The organism is Citrobacter sp. R-1.5.2, assembly GCF_035064245.1.
Taxonomy (GTDB): domain Bacteria; phylum Pseudomonadota; class Gammaproteobacteria; order Enterobacterales; family Enterobacteriaceae; genus Citrobacter.
The window spans coordinates 98,063-118,039 of record NZ_JASEYC010000009.1 but is presented as its reverse complement, the minus strand read 5'-3'; the positions used below and the strand labels follow the sequence as shown (position 1 = coordinate 118,039).

The window sequence follows — 19,977 nt, the reverse complement described above, 5'->3', positions numbered from 1 at the left end:
TTATTGTTGATTTTTTGTTAAGCCGAGGAACGGCATAGTATTTTTTTCCAGGGGTGGGAAAAAAGGATATTCAGGAGAAAATGTGCCACATATCCGTCAGTTATGTTGGGTGGGATTACTGTGCTTAAGTGGCTCCGCCGCCGCTGCGAATGTTCGCTTACAGGTCGAAGGATTATCAGGACCGCTGGAGAAAAACGTCCGTGCGCAGCTGTCCACGATTCAGAGTGACGAAGTCACACCAGACCGGCGTTTTCGTGCGCGCGTTGATGATGCTATCCGCGAAGGGCTAAAAGCGCTGGGCTACTTTGAGCCGACCATTGATTTTGAGTTACGTCCACCACCGGCGAAAGGACGTCAGGTGCTGATTGCTAAAGTGACGCCCGGCGAGCCGGTGCTGATTGGCGGCACCGAGGTGATTCTGCGCGGCGGCGCGCGTACGGACAAAGATTACCTGGATCTGCTGAAGACGCGTCCGGCCATTGGCACCGTGCTGAATCAAGGCGATTATGACAGCTTCAAAAAGTCGCTCACCAGTGTGGCGTTGCGTAAAGGCTATTTCGACAGCGAATTTAATAAAAGTCAGCTCGGAATTGCACTCGATCGCCGCCAGGCATTCTGGGATATTGATTACAACAGCGGAGAGCGCTACCGCTTTGGCCATGTCACTTTTGAAGGTTCGCAAATTCGCGATGAGTACCTGCAAAACCTGGTGCCGTTCAAAGAGGGTAAAGAGTACGAGTCGAAAGATCTGGCTGAGCTAAACCGTCGCCTTTCGGCAACCGGATGGTTTAATTCCGTGGTGGTGGCGCCTGAATTTGATAAAGCCCGTGAAACCAAAGTACTGCCGCTAAAAGGCGTGGTCTCGCCGCGCACTGAAAATACCATCGAAACCGGGGCCGGCTACTCGACTGACGTCGGACCGCGGTTGAAAACCTCGTGGAAAAAGCCGTGGATGAACTCCTACGGCCATAGCCTGACCACCAGTGCCAGTATTTCTGCGCCAGAGCAGGTCCTTGATTTCAGCTATAAAATGCCGTTGCTAAAGAACCCGCTGGAGCAGTATTACCTGGTGCAGGGGGGGTTTAAGCGTACCGATTTAAACGACACCGAACAGGACTCCACCACGCTCGCGGTCTCCCGCTACTGGGATCTGTCGAGTGGCTGGCAGCGTGCAATCAACCTGCGCTGGAGCCTCGACCACTTTACCCAGGGTGACGTCACCAACACGACGATGCTGCTCTATCCGGGCGTGATGATTAGCCGGACGCGCTCGCGCGGCGGCCTGATGCCTGTCTGGGGGGATTCCCAGCGCTATTCCATTGACTATTCCAATACGGCCTGGGGTTCAGACGTTGATTTCTCCGTCTTCCAGGCGCAGAACGTCTGGATCCGTACACTGTACGACAAACACCGTTTTGTGATGCGCGGTAACCTCGGCTGGATCGAAACCGGTGACTTCGACAAAGTCCCGCCGGATCTGCGTTTCTTCGCCGGGGGCGACCGCAGTATCCGCGGCTACAAATACAAATCTATTTCGCCTGAAGGCAGTGACGGTAAGCTGAAAGGGGCCTCGAAGCTGGCGACCGGTTCGCTGGAATATCAATACAACGTGACCGGGAAATGGTGGGGCGCGATGTTTGTCGATAGCGGTGAAGCGGTCAGCGATATCCGCAGAAGCGATTTCAAAACCGGTGCCGGGGTCGGTGTACGCTGGCAGTCGCCGGTGGGACCTATCAAGCTCGACTTTGCCGTCCCTGTAGGCGACAAAGATGAACATGGTTTACAGTTTTACATCGGTCTGGGGCCTGAATTATGAGTTTATGGAAGAAGATAAGCCTCGGGGTGCTGGTTTTTATCCTGCTGTTGTTAGGTACCGTCGCGTTCCTGGTGGGGACAACCTCCGGTCTGCATCTGGTCTTCAAGGCAGCTAATCGCTGGGTGCCTGGGCTGGAGATTGGCCAGGTTACCGGCGGCTGGCGGGATCTGTCGCTGAAAAATATCCGCTACGACCAGCCCGGTGTGGCGGTAAATGCCGGTGAAGTACATCTGGCGGTGGGACTCAACTGCCTGTGGAACAGCAGCCTGTGCGTCAACGATCTGTCGCTGAAAGATATCAACGTGGCGATCGACAGTAAAAAGATGCCGCCTTCCGCGCCGGTTGCAGAAGAAGAGAGCGGGCCGCTCAACCTTTCCACGCCTTATCCCATCACGCTTTCACACGTGGCGCTTAACAACATCAATATCAAAATTGATGACACCACGGTTTCCGTCCTGGATTTCACGTCCGGCCTCAACTGGCAGGAAAAAACGCTGACCCTGAAGCCTACGTCATTACAGGGGCTGCTGATCGCGCTGCCTAAAGTGGCAGATGTGGCGCAGGAAGAGGTTGTCGAACCGAAGATTCAACATCCGCAGCCGGACGAAAAACCGCTGGGTGAAACGCTAAAAGATCTGTTCTCAAAGCCGGTGCTGCCGGAAATGACCGATGTCCATCTGCCGCTGAATCTCAACATTGAAGAGTTTCGCGGCGAGCAGCTGCGCGTGACCGGGGATACGGATTTAGCGATACATAACATGCTGCTGAAAGTAAGCAGTATTGACGGCAACATGAAGCTTGATGTGCTGGATATCGACTCGAATCAGGGAACAGTAAAAGCCAGCGGCACGGCACAACTCACCGACACATGGCCGGTCGATATTACGTTAAACAGCACACTCAACATCGACCCGTTAAAAGGCGAAAAGGTGAAGCTGAAGGTCGGCGGCGCACTGCGTGAACAGCTGGAGGTTGGCGTCAATCTTTCCGGTCCGGTCGATCTGGATCTGCGTGCGCAGACGCGCCTGGCGGAAGCGGGGTTACCGCTCAATCTGGAGGTGAACAGTAAACAGGTTTACTGGCCGTTCACTGGCGACAAGCAGTTCCAGGCTGATGATATCAAGCTCAAGCTGACCGGCAAAATGACCGACTACACGTTATCGATGCGCACCGCCGTGAAAGGGCAGGATATCCCTCCGGCCACCATTACGCTGGATGCCAAAGGTAACGAACAACAGATCAATCTCGACAAACTCAGCATTGCGGCGCTGGAAGGAAAAACCGAGCTGAAGGCGCTGGTGGACTGGCAGCAGGCCATTAGCTGGCGCGGAGAGTTGACGCTGGATGGCATCAATACGGCAAAAGAGATCCCTGACTGGCCGTCAAAACTGAATGGTCTGGTGAAAACCCGCGGCAGTCTGTATGGCGGAAGCTGGCAGATGGAGGTTCCGGAACTTAAGCTGACCGGGAATGTGAAACAGAATAAGGTCAATGTGAACGGCTCACTGAAGGGGAATAGCTACCTGCAGTGGACCATTCCGGGCCTGCACCTGGAACTGGGGCGCAACAGCGCGGAGGTAAAAGGGGAACTGGGGGTTAAAGATCTCAATCTCGACGCGATGATTGATGCCCCGAGTCTGGACAACGCACTGCCGGGATTAGGCGGTACGGCGAAAGGGTTGGTAAAAGTTCGCGGGACAGTAGAAGCGCCACAGTTGTTGGCGGATATCACCGCTCGCGGCCTGCGCTGGCAGGAACTTTCCGTGGCTCAGGTGCGCGTTGAAGGCGATGTGAAATCGGCGGAGCAAATCGCCGGTAGCCTCAACGTGCGCGTAGAGCGGATTGTGCAACCTGACGTCAATATCGGGCTGGTCACTCTGAACGCGAAAGGCAGTGAAAAGCAGCATGAATTACAGCTACGCATTCAGGGGGAGCCGGTTTCCGGGCAACTGGATCTGGCCGGCAGCTTCGATCGCAAAGAACAGCGTTGGAAAGGGGCGTTGAGCAATACCCGCTTCCAGACGCCGGTCGGTCCGTGGTCGCTTAACCGTGCGATTGCGTTGGATTACCGTAACCAGGAGCAGAAAATCAGCATTGGGCCACACTGCTGGAATAACCCGAATGCGGAACTGTGCGTGCCACAAACGATTGATGCGGGTGCGGAAGGTCGCGCGGTGGTGAATCTTAACCGTTTCGATCCGGCGATGCTGAAACCGTTTATGCCGGATACAACCCAGGCCAGCGGCGTCTTCAGTGGCAAAGCGGATGTGAGCTGGGACACCACCAAAGAGGGGCTGCCGCAGGGACAGGTCACGCTAAGTGGGCGTAACGTGAAGGTCACCCAGAGCGTAAACGATGCTGCGTTACCGGTCGCATTTGAGACGCTGAACCTGACCGCTGACCTGCACAACAACCGTGCTGAGCTGGGATGGCTGATTCGCCTGACCAATAACGGGCAGTTCGACGGACAGGTGCAGGTAACCGATCCGCAGGGACGACGTAATCTTGGCGGTAATGTGAATATCCGCAACTTCAATCTGGCGATGGTGAATCCCATCTTCTCCAGAGGCGAAAAAGCTGCGGGAATGATCAACGCCAATCTGCGTCTGGGCGGCGATGTGCAAAGTCCGCAGTTGCTTGGACAACTGCAGCTTAGCGGTCTGGATATCGACGGTAACTTTATGCCGTTTGACATGCAGCCCAGCCAGCTGGCTGTGAACTTTAACGGAACGCGTTCGACGTTGACGGGCGTGGTGCGTACGCAGCAGGGGCAGATTAACCTCAGCGGCGATGCCGACTGGAGCCAGATAGATAACTGGCGGGCGCGTGTTGCAGCCAAAGGCAGCAGGGTGCGTATCACCGTGCCGCCGATGGTGCGTCTGGACGTCTCGCCGGATGTGGAATTTGAAGCGACACCGAACCTGTTTACCCTGAATGGCAATGTCGATGTGCCGTGGGCGCGTATCGTGGTGCATGACCTGCCGGAAAGCGCGGTGGGAGTGTCCAGCGACATGGTGATGCTCAACGACAATCTGCAGCCAGAGAAGCCGCAAAGCGCGGGTATTCCGATCAACAGTAACCTGAACATTCATGTAGGCAACAACGTACGTATCGATGCCTTTGGTCTGAAAGCGCGTCTGACGGGCGATCTGAAAGTTGCACAGGATAAGCAGGGGCTGGGGTTGAACGGGCAGATCAATATCCCGAGCGGGCGTTTCCATGCCTATGGTCAGGATTTGATTGTGCGTAAGGGTGAGCTGTTATTCTCCGGTCCGCCGGATCAGCCGTTACTCAACATAGAAGCAATTCGTAACCCAGATGCCACCGAAGACGACGTGATCGCCGGTGTTCGCGTCACTGGTACTGCCGATGAACCGAAGGCGGAGATCTTCTCCGACCCGGCGATGTCGCAGCAAATGGCACTTTCCTATCTGCTACGCGGACAAGGACTCGATAGCGAACAGAGCGATAGTGCGGCGATGACATCAATGCTTATTGGCCTGGGGGTTGCACAAAGTGGTCAGGTTGTGGGTAAAATCGGGGAGACATTTGGCGTAAGCAATCTGGCACTGGACACGCAAGGGGTGGGTGACTCCTCTCAGGTGGTTGTCAGCGGATACGTACTGCCAGGTCTGCAGGTGAAATATGGTGTGGGTATATTTGACTCTTTAGCGACACTCACGCTACGTTATCGTCTGATGCCTAAGCTATATCTGGAAGCAGTGTCTGGCGTAGATCAGGCACTTGATTTGCTCTATCAGTTCGAGTTTTAGCAATGCGAATATTTGTCTACGGCAGTTTACGAACCAAACAAGGCAACAGCCACTGGATGACCAATGCCCTGTTGCTGGGAAATTTCAGTATCGACAACTACCAGTTGTATAGCCTGGGCCACTATCCAGGCGCAGTTCCGGGGAACGGAACGGTACACGGGGAAGTTTATCGTATTGACAACGCCACGCTGGCAGAGCTTGACGCTCTGCGTACGCGAGGTGGCGAATATGCACGCCAGTTAATTCAGACGCCGTACGGAAGTGCATGGATGTACGTGTACCAACGTTCAGTCGAGGGATTAACGCTGATTGAAAGCGGTAACTGGTTAGACCGAGACCAGTACTGATATATCGCCTACGAGAATAAACAACGCCGCCTTCGGGCGGCGTTGTTTATTTAAGGCTTAAAACTCTACGCGCGCGCCGAGATTATAGCGACGGCCTTCCACCTGAGCGGATTCATTCCACGCGGTAGTCAGCTTCGGATCTTCATCCAACACGTTGTAGACGCCAGCCATCAACTGCGTGTGCTTATTGAGCTGATAACGTAAGCCCACATCAACCATTGTGTAGTCATCGTATTTGTAATTATTGCCGCTGTTGCGGTTACTGCTGCGATAGTTCACTGTACTCCACACGTCGAGACTCTGTGTCGCCGCCCAGGTCAGCGACAGATTCGCCATATGACGCGGGTAGTCGTTCAGCGCGTAGCCTTTGTTGACGCCGCTTTTCTGCTCGCTGTGGTTCCAGGTGTAGTTAGCGTTGGCTTTGAGGTCGGCGCTAATTTGCCAGTCGGCATTCAGCTCAATGCCGTATACGTCTGCCTCACTGACGTTAAAGTATTTACTGACGGAATCTGCTTTGTAGCCATTCACCGAGCACTGGTTTGTCGCCGTGGTTTCACAAATGGTTTGTTCAGCGATTTTGTCTTTGAACTGGGTATAGAAGACCGTGCTATCCAGAGCCAGCGCATCGCCCGTCCAGTAGAGACCCAGCTCAGAGTTAACGCTTTTCTCTGGTTTCAGGTCGTCATTACCTACCGTCAGGAATGGATAAGGCACGGTTGAGCCGTAAGGGGTGACGAAGTTGCTGGAGGTCGCGCGTAGCTCCGGTTTTTTATATCCTGCCGAAATACCGCCCTTTAGCGCCCAGGCATCGCTGAAGGCCCAGTTACCGTACATTTTTGGCGTAATATGCGTGCCAAAGTTATCGTCCTGATCCATACGTGCCGAGGTGGTCAGGATGAAATCGTCGATACTCCAACCATCTTCAGCAAACAGCGCCCAGCCGTTGCGGCTGATTTTAGTTACCGGCTCTGAGCCGGGCAGCGTTTTGTTAGCCACATCAAAGCGGTCATTTAACTCTTCGCGGGTAAAATTCGCCCCGATGGTCAGTTTATGGTTGTCGAGTGTAAATGTGGTTTGCGAATTAGCGACATAGTTTTCCATCTGCACATACTGTGGAGTCTGCCCGTTATAGACGTATTTCGAACGGCCTTTCTCGTAGTTAATGTAGTTGGTTGTCGCGATGGTATCGTCTGCGTACCAGCCGGTATGCGTCAGGGTGGCGGCATTACGATCGAACAGCCATGACCACGGCGCACCGCGTTTCTGAGTGCGATTTTTCTCCTGCTCGCCGGTGACCACGTTGAGGTCGAACAGGTTGTTTTCGCTGGCGGCAAGACCCAGCGTCATATCAACGGATTTACGGTTGTGTTTGCCGAAATAGTTATTTCGATCGTCATCGCGGCGATCGAGCCAGTCGGCCGCCACGCTAAGGCCCAGCACATCGGGCACAATCGGCCCCATGGTAAACAGGTTCATCTGGCTGGTATTACCCAAATACTGGTGTTCCTGAAGCCAGGTATTCGCCGCAATTGCCGTCGTCCAGTCTTTCGCGCCGTACGGTTTTTTGGTGATGACGTTGACCACACCGCCGATAGCGTCTGAACCGTACAGCGATGACATCGGCCCGCGAATAACCTCAATACGCTCAATGGCCTCCATAGGCGGTAAGAAGTTGGCTTCGGTACCAATATCATGGCCGTAGGGGCGCGACTCACCGGTATTCTGTTTGACGCTGTTTACCATGAAGGCCGTGTAAGACGGGTCCATACCGCGGATCATAATGCTGCCCGCGTTCATGCCGCTGCTATTCGTGACTGAAACACCGGGAAGATTTTTAATGGCTTCACCAATGCTACGGTCCGGCTGAATATCCAGCGTTTTACGATCGATAACCGAAATGGTGGCCGGCGCTTCGCGCTTTTGCTGCGAGAAACCTGATGCGGTGATCACCATTTCATCTTCACTATTGCGGGAGGCCTCGCTAAGTTCCTCGGCCTGTGAGGGAAAGATAACACCGCCAGAGAATGCGACGATCCCCGTCAGCGTAATAAGTTGACGCGTTTTCATAATATAAGACACCTGAAAAGTAAAAAAATAAAAGCATCACCTTGCAACCCGGAAAAGCTGCAAGGTGTAAGAAGCGTTTTTAATTATTAATATTTAGAGAGATCGACTTTCAGCACGTAGTCGGGTTTTATGCCAATCATCTTTTCCGACTGTTTGATACTGACATACAGGGTGTTAGCATCAGCCGAAAGCGCGAGGCTGTTAGGTAAGGCCTGGGTTTCAATGCTTTGTTTTACCTGATAAGTCTTGCTATCCACAATGCTGATGCGCTTTGCATTACGGTGGGTAATATAAACTTCCTGGCGTTTTTCGTTATATAGCACGGCTAAAGAATTAATGACCTTAATTGGTGCAATAACTTTTCCATTATTAATATCGACAACCAGAACATCAGCCAGATCAGGATCGGTCAGAAACGCACGATTATTTTTTGCATCAAGCGCAATATTCAGGAAGAAATGTTTTTTGTCAGATTCAATGGTAAAACGGTTAATAATTTTTTGGCTGGTGGTATCCAGCGTAATCAGTTCATTTCGGCCATTCACGACATACAAGCGATCTTTATCAGCATCAACGGCCATACCGATCGGGTACTGACCCATGTTTTCAAGAGTGGCAATTTTTTCACGTTTTTGCGTATCCACGACCCAGACAATGCCTTTTTCAGCCACGCCGGAGACATACAGGCGGTGATGCTGTTTATCGAGCACCATTTCACGGGTATGGACAATATCTTTCGGGTTGCTGGCTTCGCTCAGTTGCAGTATCGCCAGCTCTTTACCGCTGCGGGTATCGATTAAGGTGACTGAACCTTCCAGCGTATTACCGACATACAGTACCTGGTTCTCTTCATCCAGCGCGGTGGCGAAGGCGCGGCGGCTGGTCTTGATGACTTCGGTGGTTGTGAGTTTTTCCAGATCGAGTTTGTAGATAAGCCCGCTGGTTTTGTCTTTATCAAATGACGGAGACGAGGCGGCAAAAAGCGTGTTCTGCTGACTATCAACCGCCAGTTCATACACGCCGTTACCGACATCGTGGGTCAGAAAATCGTTTTCAGGCAGCGTCTCTGCCGTGCTGGGCAGGCTGGTAAATAACAGCGCCGTGACGAGTGCTACGCCGGAATAGTGTTTCAGGGACTTCACAGTGTGGAGGTTCATTGACTTTTATTCACATTTATTTACGTGTTGCGAATGATAATGAGATCTAATCTCATTCGCAAATAAGATGAATGAAATGTGACTACCCAATCTGGTAGGTCAAAAAGAAACCAGCGGGCTACCGGGAGAATAAAGGGAGGGAAAGTACAGGCATAAAAAAACCCTTACTAACCAGAGGCTGGTGTTCAGGGTTTTCAGCGCAGGCGAAATTATTTCTTCGCGCGCTCGAAGGAAGCAACGATTTCAGCTTTAGCCGCTTCAGCGTTGTCCCAACCGTCAACTTTCACCCATTTGCCCGCTTCGAGGTCTTTATAGTGCTCGAAGAAGTGAGTGATCTGCGCTTTCAGCAGGTCCGGCAGGTCGTTCACATCTTTGATGTGATCGTATTCTTTGCTCAGTTTGGTGTGCGGTACGGCAACCAGTTTCGCATCTTCACCGGATTCGTCGGTCATTTTCAGTACGCCAACCGGACGGCAGCGGATAACTGAACCTGGCTCCAGCGGGTACGGAGTCGGGACCAGAACGTCTACCGGATCACCATCCAGAGACAGGGTGTGGTTGATGTAACCGTAGTTGCACGGATAGAACATCGCGGTGGACATGAAGCGGTCAACGAACAGGGCGCCGCTCTCTTTGTCAACTTCGTATTTGATCGGATCTGCGTTTGCAGGGATCTCGATAACAACGTAGATATCTTCCGGCAGATCTTTACCGGCAGGGACGTTGAGTAAGCTCATGTCTGTTTCCTTTAAATAAGCTATGGCAAACAAGTGGCGGGTATTATAGCCAACTCGCGCCGAATGTCTCCGCTTGTTTTCGATTTCGCGGCGCACATTTTCTTCTTTTTTCTTCTCTTTCGTGACAGGAAAATCCATATCTTCAGCCACATTTTTCATAGTGATATGAAAGCGATTACAAAGTTGTGATTAACGTTTTATTTACTTTTTTGAAGTGTGATGTAACGCAATTCGTTACATGCTCAATTGTCTATAGTTTTTTCGCGACTGTTTATTAACCAACAATATTCCCCCTACGAGGACGCACTTATGTGGAAGCGCTTACTTTTAGTCACAGCAGTTTCGACAGCCATGTCGTCTATGGCAATGGCAGCCCCTTTAACCGTAGGATTTTCGCAGGTTGGCTCTGAATCCGGCTGGCGCGCGGCGGAAACCAATGTGGCGAAAAGCGAGGCCGAAAAGCGTGGTATTACGCTGAAAATCGCTGACGGCCAGCAAAAACAGGAAAACCAGATCAAAGCCGTACGCTCATTTGTCGCGCAGGGCGTGGATGCCATCTTTATTGCGCCGGTTGTGGCAACGGGTTGGGAGCCGGTGTTAAAAGAAGCGAAAGATGCCAACATTCCGGTCTTTTTGCTCGATCGTTCCATCGATGTAAAAGACAAATCTCTCTATATGACCACCGTTACTGCCAATAACGTGCTGGAAGGTAAATTAATCGGCGACTGGCTGATTAAAGAGGTGAACGGCAAACCGTGTAACGTGGTTGAGCTGCAAGGGACCGTCGGGGCCAGCGTGGCGATTGACCGTAAAAAAGGTTTTGCCGAAGCCATCGCCAGCGCGCCAAACATCAAAATTATTCGCTCTCAGTCCGGGGACTTCACCCGCAGCAAAGGCAAAGAAGTCATGGAGAGCTTTATCAAAGCTGAAAACAACGGCAAGAACATCTGCATGGTTTACGCTCACAACGATGACATGGTGATCGGGGCTATCCAGGCGATTAAAGAAGCGGGTCTGAAGCCGGGCAAAGATATTCTGACCGGTTCAATCGACGGCGTACCAGATATCTATAAAGCGATGATTGATGGCGAAGCCAACGCCAGCGTCGAGTTGACGCCAAATATGGCAGGGCCGGCATTCGATGCGCTGGAGAAATTCAAGAAAGACGGCACGATGCCTGAGAAGCTGACCATTACCAAATCCATCCTCTATCTGCCTGATACCGCAAAAGAAGAGTTAGAGAAGAAGAAAAACATGGGCTACTAGGCCTTCATGAAAATGCCGGGGGCGCTGCGCTTGCCCGGCCTACATTACGCTCTTTTGTAGGCCGGATAAGCGTAGCGCCATCCGGCGTGATGCAGGGGGAACCATGACCACCGACCAATATCAGGAAATCCTCCGCACCGAAGGATTAAGCAAATTCTTTCCCGGCGTTAAGGCGCTGGATAATGTGGATTTCAGTTTGCGTCGTGGCGAGATTATGGCGCTGCTGGGAGAAAACGGGGCCGGAAAATCGACGCTGATCAAAGCGCTGACCGGCGTTTATCATGCCGATCGCGGCACGATCTGGCTCGAAGGCCAGACTATCTCCCCTAAGAATACTGCTCATGCCCAGCAACTGGGGATTGGCACCGTATATCAGGAAGTAAACCTGCTGCCCAATATGTCGGTGGCAGATAATCTTTTTATTGGTCGTGAGCCGCGACGCTTCGGTTTGTTGCAACGCAAGCAAATGGAAAAACGTGCCACGGAGCTGATGGCGTCTTACGGTTTTTCGCTCGACGTGCGCGAGCCGCTGAACCGCTTTTCGGTGGCGATGCAGCAGATAGTTGCCATCTGTCGGGCGATCGATCTCTCCGCGAAAGTGTTAATTCTCGATGAGCCCACCGCCAGCCTTGATACCCAGGAAGTTGAAATGCTGTTTGGTCTGATGCGACATCTGCGCGATCGCGGCGTCAGTCTGATCTTCGTCACCCACTTTCTCGATCAGGTTTATCAGGTCAGCGATCGCATTACCGTCCTGCGGAACGGCGGCTTCGTTGGCTGCCGTGAAACCCGGGAATTACCGCAAATCGAACTGGTCAAAATGATGCTGGGCCGCGAACTGGATACCCATGCGCTACAGCGTGCAGGCCGCACGTTGCTGAGCGATAAGCCAGTGGCGGCGTTCAGGGATTTTGGCAAAAAAGGTACCATCGCGCCGTTCGATCTACAGGTGCGTCCCGGCGAGATCGTTGGGCTGGCGGGGCTGCTGGGATCGGGACGAACAGAAACGGCGGAAGTGATCTTCGGTATTAAACCTGCGGACAGCGGCAGTGCGCTGATCAAAGGTAAATCGCAGACCTTGCGATCGCCGCATCAAGCTTCGTGTCTGGGGATCGGCTTCTGCCCGGAGGATCGCAAAACGGATGGCATCATCGCCGCGGCTTCGGTACGGGAAAATATCATTCTGGCCCTTCAGGCGCAGCGCGGCTGGCTGCGGCCCATCCCGCGGAAAGAACAAAACGAGATCGCCGAGCGTTTTATTCGTCAGCTCGGTATTCGCACCCCCAACGCTGAGCAGTCGATCGAATTTCTCTCCGGCGGCAATCAGCAAAAAGTCTTGCTCTCGCGCTGGTTGCTGACCAAACCGCAGTTCCTGATCCTCGATGAACCCACGCGTGGGATCGACGTTGGTGCGCATGCCGAGATTATCCGCCTGATCGAAACGCTGTGCGCGGATGGTCTGGCGCTACTGGTGATTTCATCCGAACTGGAAGAGTTAGTGGGCTATGCCGATCGGGTCATTATTATGCGCGATCGCAAACAGGTGGCCGAGATCCCGCTGGCTGAATTGTCCGTACCGGCGATCATGAACGCTATTGCGGCCTAAGGAGACTATGGTGATGCCTCAATCTCTCCCTCAATCCAATCCGCCTGAGCGGCGGTTTCGCTGGCCAAAGGGAATGCCGCAACTGGTGGCGCTGCTGTTGGTGTTGCTGGTGGATAGCCTGGTCGCGCCGCATTTTTATCAGGTCATTTTGCAAGATGGCCGCCTGTTCGGCAGCCCGATTGATATTCTCAACCGCGCCGCGCCCGTGGCGCTACTGGCGATTGGTATGACGCTGGTGATTGCCACTGGCGGCATCGATCTGTCCGTTGGGGCGGTGATGGCTATTGCAGGGGCGACAACCGCTGCGATGACGGTTGCCGGGCACAGCTTACCCGTGGTGCTGCTTGCTGCCTTAGGCTCCGGCCTTCTGGCGGGGTTGTGGAACGGGATTCTGGTGGCGATCCTCAAGATCCAACCGTTTGTCGCGACGCTGATCCTGATGGTCGCCGGGCGCGGCGTTGCGCAGTTGATCACCTCCGGGCAGATCGTCACCTTCAACTCACCTGATCTGTCGTGGTTTGGCAGCGGCTCGCTGTTGCTTTTCCCCACGCCTGTGATTATTGCATTGCTAACGCTGGTAGTGTTCTGGTTGCTGACACGAAAAACGGCGCTGGGCATGTTTATTGAAGCGGTAGGCATCAACATTCGTGCGGCGAAAAATGCCGGGGTCAACACCCGCATCATTGTGATGCTTACCTATGTACTCAGCGGCCTGTGCGCAGCGATTGCGGGCATTATTGTCACCGCGGATATTCGCGGGGCTGATGCCAATAACGCCGGGTTATGGCTGGAGCTGGATGCCATCCTGGCGGTGGTGATTGGCGGAGGTTCGCTGATGGGCGGACGTTTTAACCTGCTGCTATCGGTAATTGGCGCGTTGATCATTCAGGGGATGAACACCGGGATTTTACTGTCGGGCTTCCAGCCGGAACTGAATCAGGTGGTCAAAGCCATCGTGGTGTTGTGCGTGCTGGTCGTGCAGTCACAACGCTTTATCAGCCTGATAAAAGGAGTGCGCGGTCGTGATAAAACGTAATTTACCGCTGATGATCACCCTCGGGGTCTTTATTTTGGGCTACCTCTATTGCCTGACGCAATTTCCGGCTTTTGCCTCCACCCGGGTGATCTGCAATATTCTGACTGATAACGCCTTTTTAGGGATTATCGCCGTGGGTATGACTTTCGTCATTCTCTCCGGGGGGATCGATCTTTCCGTCGGGTCGGTGATTGCCTTTACGGGGGTATTTTTAGCAAAAGCGATTGGTTACTGGGGGATTTCGCCACTGCTGGCGTTTCCTTTGATTCTGGCAATGGGCTGTGCGTTTGGTGCGTTTATGGGATTGCTGATTGATGCCCTGAAGATCCCTGCATTTATCATTACCCTGGCGGGAATGTTCTTCCTGCGCGGCGTCAGCTATCTGGTCTCAGAAGAATCCATCCCGATTAACCATCCTGTTTATGACACGCTCTCAAGTCTGGCATGGAAAATTCCCGGCGGTGGTCGCCTGAGCGCGATGGGATTGCTGATGCTAGGGGTCGTCGTCATCGGTATATTCCTGGCGCACCGTACGCGCTTTGGTAATCAGGTTTACGCCATTGGTGGCAGCGCCACTTCGGCCAACCTGATGGGCATCTCAACCCGCAGCACCACCATCCGTATCTATATGCTGTCCACCGGGCTTGCGACGCTTGCCGGCATTGTCTTTTCCATTTATACCCAGGCCGGTTATGCGCTGGCAGGTGTCGGAGTAGAACTGGATGCTATCGCCTCGGTAGTGATTGGCGGTACGTTGCTCAGCGGTGGGGTTGGTACGGTTTTAGGTACCTTATTTGGCGTTGCCATTCAGGGGCTGATTCAGACCTATATTAATTTTGATGGCACATTAAGTTCCTGGTGGACAAAAATCGCGATTGGCATTTTATTGTTTATTTTTATTGCCTTACAACGTGGTCTCACGGTGCTTTGGGAAAATCGTCAGAGCTCGCCGGTCACTCGCGTGAGTACGGCTGAAGTACCAAAGTAACATCATGATTTTCCAGAAAACATTTAAATACCTAAACTTTTTCCGGTTGTAGTCGATAGGTTCTGTACAGGTCTGTTTTATCCCTACAACCGGAAATATAACGATGCCAAAATCCCTTTCAATTCGATCAAGTTTGTTGGTGTTATTGTCTCTGCTGACGTTTCTTCTGTTGCTGACCGGCAGTATGGGGCTTTATGCCGCCACCCGCGTTATTAACTCTTTGGTTTATCACGGTATTATGAGTGCTGCCATGTTGGCTGCCATTGCGTTGCTGGCGGTCATTTGGTTTATGCTGCGAAATAAGTTTCTTAAACCCCTGGATAACATTATTGAACAGCTGGAACGTCTGGCGACAGGCGATTTGTCGCCTGTTAGCACGTTATCGGCCAGCGCTGAATTCAACCGCCTTAACGCTGCGATGGATGAAATGCGCCATGCGTTGGGTGATTCTGTGCAGCGTGTGCGTGAAGCCAGCTCGCAAATTGATGTTGGCAGCCGTGAACTGAGCGCAGGCAACCAGCATTTGGCGCAACGTACAGAATCCACCGCCACGTCGCTGGAACAGACCGCTGCCAGTATGGAAGAACTCACCGCGACCGTGAAACAGAACGCGGAAAACGCAGAGCAGGCGCATCAGCTGGCAAAATCGGTATCGGATACCGCCGATCGGGGCAGTGAGATGGTGTGCTATGTAATTGAAAAAATGCGCGATATTTCAGGCAGTTCCAGCCGAATTGCCGATATCCTCAGTGTGATTGACGGTATTGCTTTCCAGACCAATATCCTGGCACTCAATGCCTCCGTTGAAGCGGCGCGCGCGGGTGAGCAAGGCCGTGGTTTTGCGGTGGTAGCAGGAGAAGTACGCAATCTTGCCAGCCGTAGCGCCGAGGCGGCAAAAGAGATCCGTACATTGATCAGCGATTCCCATACGCATGTGGGTGAGGGAAGTGAATTGGCGCAACAGGCGGGTGAAACCATGGATGAAATCGCGACCGAGGTTATGCGTATGACCAAGCTGATGCGTGAAATTGCCAGCGCGTCTCAGGAGCAGAGCCGTGGGATTGAGCAGGTGAATATCGCGGTGAGTCAGATGGATGAAACGGCGCAGCAGAATGCGGCGTTGGTACAGCAGTCTTCAGCGGCTACCCGCTCGTTGGAAGAGCAGTCTTCAGCGCTAATCGAAGCCATGGCCGTATTTAAGCTACAGACAGTCTAACCGAACGTAGGATTTTGTAGGCCGGATAAAGGCGTTTACGCCGCCATCCGGCAATATCACCGCATCGTGCCGGATGACGCTTCGCTTATCCGGCCTACAACGCGTTATAGGCCGGGATGTTGCGCTTACGCGTCCGGGAACTCGCGGATAAAGCGCTCTACATCGTCGACCATATGGTCATTACCGACGAAGAAGGAGCGACGCTGGTGCAGGCTTTCTGGGGTGATATCCAGAATACGGTCTTTACCATCGCTTGCCTTGCCGCCCGCTTGCTCGGCCAGGAAGGCCATCGGGTTGCATTCGTACAGTAGACGCAGTTTCCCTTGCGGGTGGCTGGCGGTGCTTGGGTACAGATAGATCCCACCTTTCAGCAGGTTGCGATGGAAATCGGCAACCAGAGAGCCAATGTAGCGCGAGGTGTACGGGCGCTGAGTGGACTTATCTTCTTCCTGGCAGAATTTAATGTATTTCTTCACGCCGTTCGGGAATTTGATGTAGTTGCCTTCGTTAATGGAGTAAGTGCTCCCCTTGGCTGGGAAGCGCATACGTTCCTGGCTGAGGCAAAATACGCCCAGAGAAGGATCGTAGGTGAAGGCGTGTACGCCACAACCGGTGGTGTACACCAGCATGGTGGATGAACCATAAACAACGTAACCTGCAGCAACCTGTTTGTTGCCCGGCTGCAGGAAATCCTCTTCCGTGACCGGTGTGCCGACAGGGGTTACGCGGCGGTAAATAGAGAAAATCGTACCGACAGAGACGTTTACATCGATGTTGGATGAGCCATCCAGTGGATCCATTAGCACAACGTATTTTGCGTGTTCACAGCCTTCAAAGACGACGATTTCATCTTCTTCTTCTGAGGCAATACCCGCCACGATGTCGCGCGCCTTCAGTGCAGCTTTCAGTTTTTCGTTTGCGAACAGATCGAGTTTTTGTTGCACCTCTCCCTGCACGTTCTCTGCACCGCTGGCACCCAGGATATCGACCAGACCGGCCTTATTGATATCGCGGTGGATGATCTTGGCGCCCAGCTTTATTGCCGACAACAAAGCAGTGAGTTCACCGGTAGCATGAGAAAACTCGTGCTGCTTTTCGACAATAAATTCACCTAACGTTTTCATAACACTTTCCCTGCAATTTATGTGGAGTAAAGCGACCGCAACAATATTAACAAATATTTCAGCTATCGCGCTCAGGTGAATCGCGCCAGCAAACTACGGAATATCCTGAAATGCGTTTCTCAGTTGCCAGACATGTGCGTAAAATGGCCCCCAGATTAAAAAAGGATAGTGACGTATGCGCATTCATATTTTGGGAATTTGTGGCACTTTCATGGGCGGTCTGGCGATGCTGGCACGCTCGCTCGGTCATGAAGTAACGGGTTCGGACGCCAATGTGTATCCGCCGATGAGCACCTTACTTGAGAAACAAGGTATTGATCTGATTCAGGGTTACGATGCCAGCCAGCTCGACCCACAACCGGACCTGGTGATCATCGGTAATGCGATGACCCGTGGTAATCCCTGCGTGGAAGCGGTGCTGGAGAAGAACATTCCATACATGTCTGGTCCGCAATGGCTGCATGACTTTGTGTTGCGCGATCGCTGGGTACTGGCGGTAGCGGGGACGCACGGTAAAACGACTACGGCGGGAATGGCAACCTGGATCCTCGAGGCCTGTGGTTATAAACCGGGATTCGTGATCGGCGGCGTGCCGGGTAACTTTGAAGTTTCCGCGCGTCTGGGTGAAAGCAACTTTTTCGTGATTGAAGCGGACGAGTACGACTGCGCCTTCTTTGATAAGCGTTCCAAATTTGTGCATTACTGCCCGCGAACCCTGATCCTCAACAACCTTGAGTTCGATCACGCGGACATCTTTGACGATCTGAAAGCGATTCAGAAACAGTTCCATCACCTGGTGCGCATCGTGCCGGGTCAGGGACGCATCATCTACCCGGAAAACGACATCAATCTGAAACAGACGATGGCGATGGGATGCTGGAGCGAACAGGAGCTGGTGGGCGAGCAGGGTCACTGGCAGGCGAAAAAACTGACCACCGATGCTTCCGAGTGGGAAGTGTGGCTGGACGGTGAAAAAGTGGGTGAAGTTAAGTGGGGCCTGGTAGGCGAACACAACATGCACAATGGCCTGATGGCGATTGCGGCAGCCCGTCACGTGGGGGTGCTGCCAGCCGATGCGGCGAATGCGCTAGGCTCGTTCATTAACGCTCGTCGTCGACTTGAACTGCGTGGTGAAGCGCACGGCGTGACGGTATATGACGATTTTGCCCACCACCCAACCGCAATTCTGGCAACGCTTGCGGCGCTGCGCGGGAAAGTGGGCGGCACGGCACGCATTATTGCGGTGCTGGAACCTCGCTCTAACACCATGAAAATGGGACTGTGCAAAGACGATCTCGCGCCATCATTAGGCCGCGCGGACGAAGTATTCCTGCTGCAACCACCGCATATTCCGTGGCAGGTAGCGGAAGTCGCTGAAGCCTGTGTCCAGCCAGCTCACTGGAGTGGTGATGTGGATGCGCTGGCGGATATGGTAGTGAAAACCGCACAACCCGGCGATCATATCCTGGTAATGAGCAACGGTGGTTTTGGCGGTATTCATCAAAAACTGCTGGATGGTCTGGCGAAGAAAGCTCAGGCAGAAGCGCAAGAGTAAAATAACGCCAGGTCTGGATGTCTTTGTTCTGGCGTGCATCTGCGACCAGCCGCTATGCGGCTGGTTTTTTATTTTGCGCGCCAGGCGGTACAGGCATTACGTTTTTCTGGCAGGGTCGTGATTGTCTACAACGGTATTAACTATGCTCACTCGCGAAAAAATAACGTCTACCACCTCGGCACTTTTTCTCCCGTTGGATGCGCTTTACGCTCAGTCGTTTCCCTGGCATGAGCAGCGGGAAATGCCAGCGAAACAGTTGGCGTTAAGTAACCCGCACTATGCGCTGGAAGCGTGGTTTGACGGTACGACATTTGTGGGGCTCAGCGGTTGCTGGGATTTCGACGAATATACGTATATCGAGCATCTGGCGATTGATGGCGCGCTACGTTCGCAAGGCTATGGCAAAAAAGTGTTACACACCATTCTCACCCGTTCTCCGATGACGATTCTGGAGATTGATCCGTTAACAACGGATATCGCTAATAAACGTTTACGCTTTTATGAGTCGATGGGGTTTTGTGCGAATGAATGGGCGCATACGCATCCGGCGTATCATCAGGGGATCGCTGACCATGAACTGATTGTACTGAGCTATCCGCACGCAATAGATGCAGAACGCTACCAGCGCTTTAATGAGGATTTGCGCCATCATGTGATGGCGTTGTAAAGGTGGTGCCCCAGGAGATGGGGCATCCTTTGCGGAATTACGCTTCGTTTTCCGCCAGTTCACGCAGATACTGGAAGATCTGACGTGCTGATTTCGGCGGCTTGTTGCCTTCTTTCTCTTTCTTCGCATTACGAACCAGAGAGCGAAGCTGCTGGCGATCGGCGGTTGGCCACAGGTTCAGCACTTCTTCTACGGCATCATCACCTTCGACGATCAGGCGATCGCGCAGTTGCTCAAGCTTGTGAAACAGTACAACCTGTTGGTTGTGGCGGTTTTTCAGCTTGTCCAGTGCCTGGCGGATTGGATCGACATCGCGCTGGCGCAACATCTTACCAATGAGCTGCAGCTGGCGGCGGCGTCCTTCCATCTTAATACGCTGGGCCAACTCAATTGCGGCACGTAAATCCGCATCGAGCGGGATTTTATCCAGCGCGTTTTTCCCCAGTTCGACCAGTTCCACACCCAGGCGTTTTAACTCCTCGGCGTCACGTTTAATTTCACTTTTACTGACCCAGATAATTTCATCGTCTTCGTCTTCGATGTCATCACCGGGAACGTCGTCGAGCCAGTCTTCGGGCTGCTTAGTCATGTCAGGCTCCTTAAAAAAAGAGGCTAATGTTAC

15 protein-coding genes are annotated in these 19,977 nt (G+C 52.9%); 10 read left to right on the top strand and 5 right to left on the bottom strand.

Annotated features, from left to right (window positions below):
• Nucleotides 1-82: 82 nt before the first annotated feature.
• Genes tamA through QMN38_RS16685 form a run of 3 tightly spaced genes read left to right on the top strand, consistent with a single transcriptional unit; the run spans nt 83 to nt 5,936 of the window.
• Nucleotides 83-1,816, top strand: coding sequence for an autotransporter assembly complex protein TamA (gene tamA, locus QMN38_RS16695; protein ID WP_271449168.1), 1,734 nt, complete (start codon nt 83-85; stop codon nt 1,814-1,816).
• Complete coding sequence (gene tamB / locus QMN38_RS16690) at nt 1,813-5,589, top strand: autotransporter assembly complex protein TamB (protein ID WP_323605401.1); 3,777 nt, start codon at nt 1,813-1,815, stop codon at nt 5,587-5,589. Before tamA ends, tamB begins: the two co-directional genes overlap by 4 nt.
• A gap of 2 nt (nt 5,590-5,591) precedes the next feature.
• Nucleotides 5,592-5,936, top strand: coding sequence for a gamma-glutamylcyclotransferase family protein (locus QMN38_RS16685; protein WP_048212859.1), 345 nt, complete (start codon nt 5,592-5,594; stop codon nt 5,934-5,936).
• Nucleotides 5,937-5,993: 57 nt separating this feature from the next.
• Here the strand turns inward: QMN38_RS16685 and QMN38_RS16680 are convergent, their stop codons facing one another.
• From QMN38_RS16680 to ppa, 3 genes are all read right to left on the bottom strand, one after another.
• Entirely contained in the window at nt 5,994-8,003 is a 2,010-nt protein-coding gene (locus tag QMN38_RS16680; RefSeq protein ID WP_323605400.1) for a TonB-dependent receptor domain-containing protein, read from the bottom strand.
• An 86-nt stretch (nt 8,004-8,089) separates the two neighbouring features.
• Nucleotides 8,090-9,160, bottom strand: coding sequence for a 7-bladed beta-propeller protein YncE (gene yncE / locus QMN38_RS16675; RefSeq protein ID WP_323605399.1), 1,071 nt, complete (start codon nt 9,158-9,160; stop codon nt 8,090-8,092).
• Nucleotides 9,161-9,369: 209 nt separating this feature from the next.
• Nucleotides 9,370-9,897, bottom strand: a complete 528-nt coding sequence (ppa, locus tag QMN38_RS16670) for an inorganic diphosphatase (RefSeq protein ID WP_005134479.1) — start codon at nt 9,895-9,897, stop codon at nt 9,370-9,372.
• A gap of 309 nt (nt 9,898-10,206) precedes the next feature.
• On the opposite strand from ppa, the gene ytfQ reads away from it, so the two are divergent.
• From ytfQ to QMN38_RS16645, 5 genes are all read left to right on the top strand, one after another.
• On the top strand, nt 10,207-11,163 hold the full coding sequence (gene ytfQ / locus QMN38_RS16665) for a galactofuranose ABC transporter substrate-binding protein YtfQ (RefSeq protein WP_271440304.1): 957 nt from the start codon (nt 10,207-10,209) through the stop codon (nt 11,161-11,163).
• 103 nt (nt 11,164-11,266) lie between these two features.
• Nucleotides 11,267-12,769, top strand: a complete 1,503-nt coding sequence (gene ytfR / locus QMN38_RS16660; protein WP_323605398.1) for a galactofuranose ABC transporter, ATP-binding protein YtfR — start codon at nt 11,267-11,269, stop codon at nt 12,767-12,769.
• 13 nt (nt 12,770-12,782) lie between these two features.
• The gene (gene ytfT / locus QMN38_RS16655; RefSeq protein ID WP_271440306.1) at nt 12,783-13,805 is read left to right on the top strand and encodes a galactofuranose ABC transporter, ATP-binding protein YtfT; all 1,023 of its coding nucleotides are present in this window, start codon (nt 12,783-12,785) and stop codon (nt 13,803-13,805) included.
• A complete protein-coding gene (yjfF, locus tag QMN38_RS16650; protein WP_323605397.1) occupies nt 13,792-14,793 on the top strand; it encodes a galactofuranose ABC transporter, permease protein YjfF in 1,002 nt (333 codons plus the stop codon). The genes ytfT and yjfF overlap by 14 nt, the downstream gene beginning before the upstream one ends.
• Nucleotides 14,794-14,896: 103 nt before the next feature.
• Nucleotides 14,897-16,009 carry a methyl-accepting chemotaxis protein gene (locus QMN38_RS16645; protein ID WP_271456367.1) on the top strand — a complete coding sequence of 371 codons (1,113 nt, stop codon included), beginning with the start codon at nt 14,897-14,899 and terminating at the stop codon, nt 16,007-16,009.
• A gap of 125 nt (nt 16,010-16,134) precedes the next feature.
• Here the strand turns inward: QMN38_RS16645 and fbp are convergent, their stop codons facing one another.
• Nucleotides 16,135-17,133, bottom strand: coding sequence for a class 1 fructose-bisphosphatase (fbp, locus tag QMN38_RS16640; protein ID WP_323605396.1), 999 nt, complete (start codon nt 17,131-17,133; stop codon nt 16,135-16,137).
• Nucleotides 17,134-17,308: 175 nt separating this feature from the next.
• Here fbp and mpl point away from each other — a divergent pair, with 175 nt between their 5' ends.
• The gene (gene mpl / locus QMN38_RS16635) at nt 17,309-18,688 is read left to right on the top strand and encodes a UDP-N-acetylmuramate:L-alanyl-gamma-D-glutamyl-meso-diaminopimelate ligase (RefSeq protein WP_271440310.1); all 1,380 of its coding nucleotides are present in this window, start codon (nt 17,309-17,311) and stop codon (nt 18,686-18,688) included.
• 142 nt (nt 18,689-18,830) lie between these two features.
• A complete protein-coding gene (locus tag QMN38_RS16630) occupies nt 18,831-19,355 on the top strand; it encodes a GNAT family N-acetyltransferase (protein WP_271440311.1) in 525 nt (174 codons plus the stop codon).
• Nucleotides 19,356-19,392: 37 nt separating this feature from the next.
• Here the strand turns inward: QMN38_RS16630 and yjgA are convergent, their stop codons facing one another.
• Nucleotides 19,393-19,944, bottom strand: coding sequence for a ribosome biogenesis factor YjgA (gene yjgA, locus QMN38_RS16625; RefSeq protein ID WP_137378430.1), 552 nt, complete (start codon nt 19,942-19,944; stop codon nt 19,393-19,395).
• Nucleotides 19,945-19,977 lie beyond the last annotated feature (33 nt).

Bases quoted from the DNA above. Each gene is read 5' to 3' on its own strand.
- QMN38_RS16685 (WP_048212859.1), top strand. From the start codon at position 5,592: ATGCGAATATTTGTCTACGGCAGTTTACGAACCAAACAAGGCAACAGC.
- yncE (WP_323605399.1), bottom strand. From the start codon at position 9,160: ATGAACCTCCACACTGTGAAGTCCCTGAAACACTATTCCGGCGTAGCA.
- ppa (WP_005134479.1), bottom strand. From the start codon at position 9,897: ATGAGCTTACTCAACGTCCCTGCCGGTAAAGATCTGCCGGAAGATATC.
- QMN38_RS16680 (WP_323605400.1), bottom strand. From the start codon at position 8,003: ATGAAAACGCGTCAACTTATTACGCTGACGGGGATCGTCGCATTCTCT.
- fbp (WP_323605396.1), bottom strand. From the start codon at position 17,133: ATGAAAACGTTAGGTGAATTTATTGTCGAAAAGCAGCACGAGTTTTCT.
- ytfQ (WP_271440304.1), top strand. From the start codon at position 10,207: ATGTGGAAGCGCTTACTTTTAGTCACAGCAGTTTCGACAGCCATGTCG.
- QMN38_RS16645 (WP_271456367.1), top strand. From the start codon at position 14,897: ATGCCAAAATCCCTTTCAATTCGATCAAGTTTGTTGGTGTTATTGTCT.
- ytfT (WP_271440306.1), top strand. From the start codon at position 12,783: ATGCCTCAATCTCTCCCTCAATCCAATCCGCCTGAGCGGCGGTTTCGC.
- yjgA (WP_137378430.1), bottom strand. From the start codon at position 19,944: ATGACTAAGCAGCCCGAAGACTGGCTCGACGACGTTCCCGGTGATGAC.
- QMN38_RS16630 (WP_271440311.1), top strand. From the start codon at position 18,831: ATGCTCACTCGCGAAAAAATAACGTCTACCACCTCGGCACTTTTTCTC.
- ytfR (WP_323605398.1), top strand. From the start codon at position 11,267: ATGACCACCGACCAATATCAGGAAATCCTCCGCACCGAAGGATTAAGC.
- mpl (WP_271440310.1), top strand. From the start codon at position 17,309: ATGCGCATTCATATTTTGGGAATTTGTGGCACTTTCATGGGCGGTCTG.
- tamB (WP_323605401.1), top strand. From the start codon at position 1,813: ATGAGTTTATGGAAGAAGATAAGCCTCGGGGTGCTGGTTTTTATCCTG.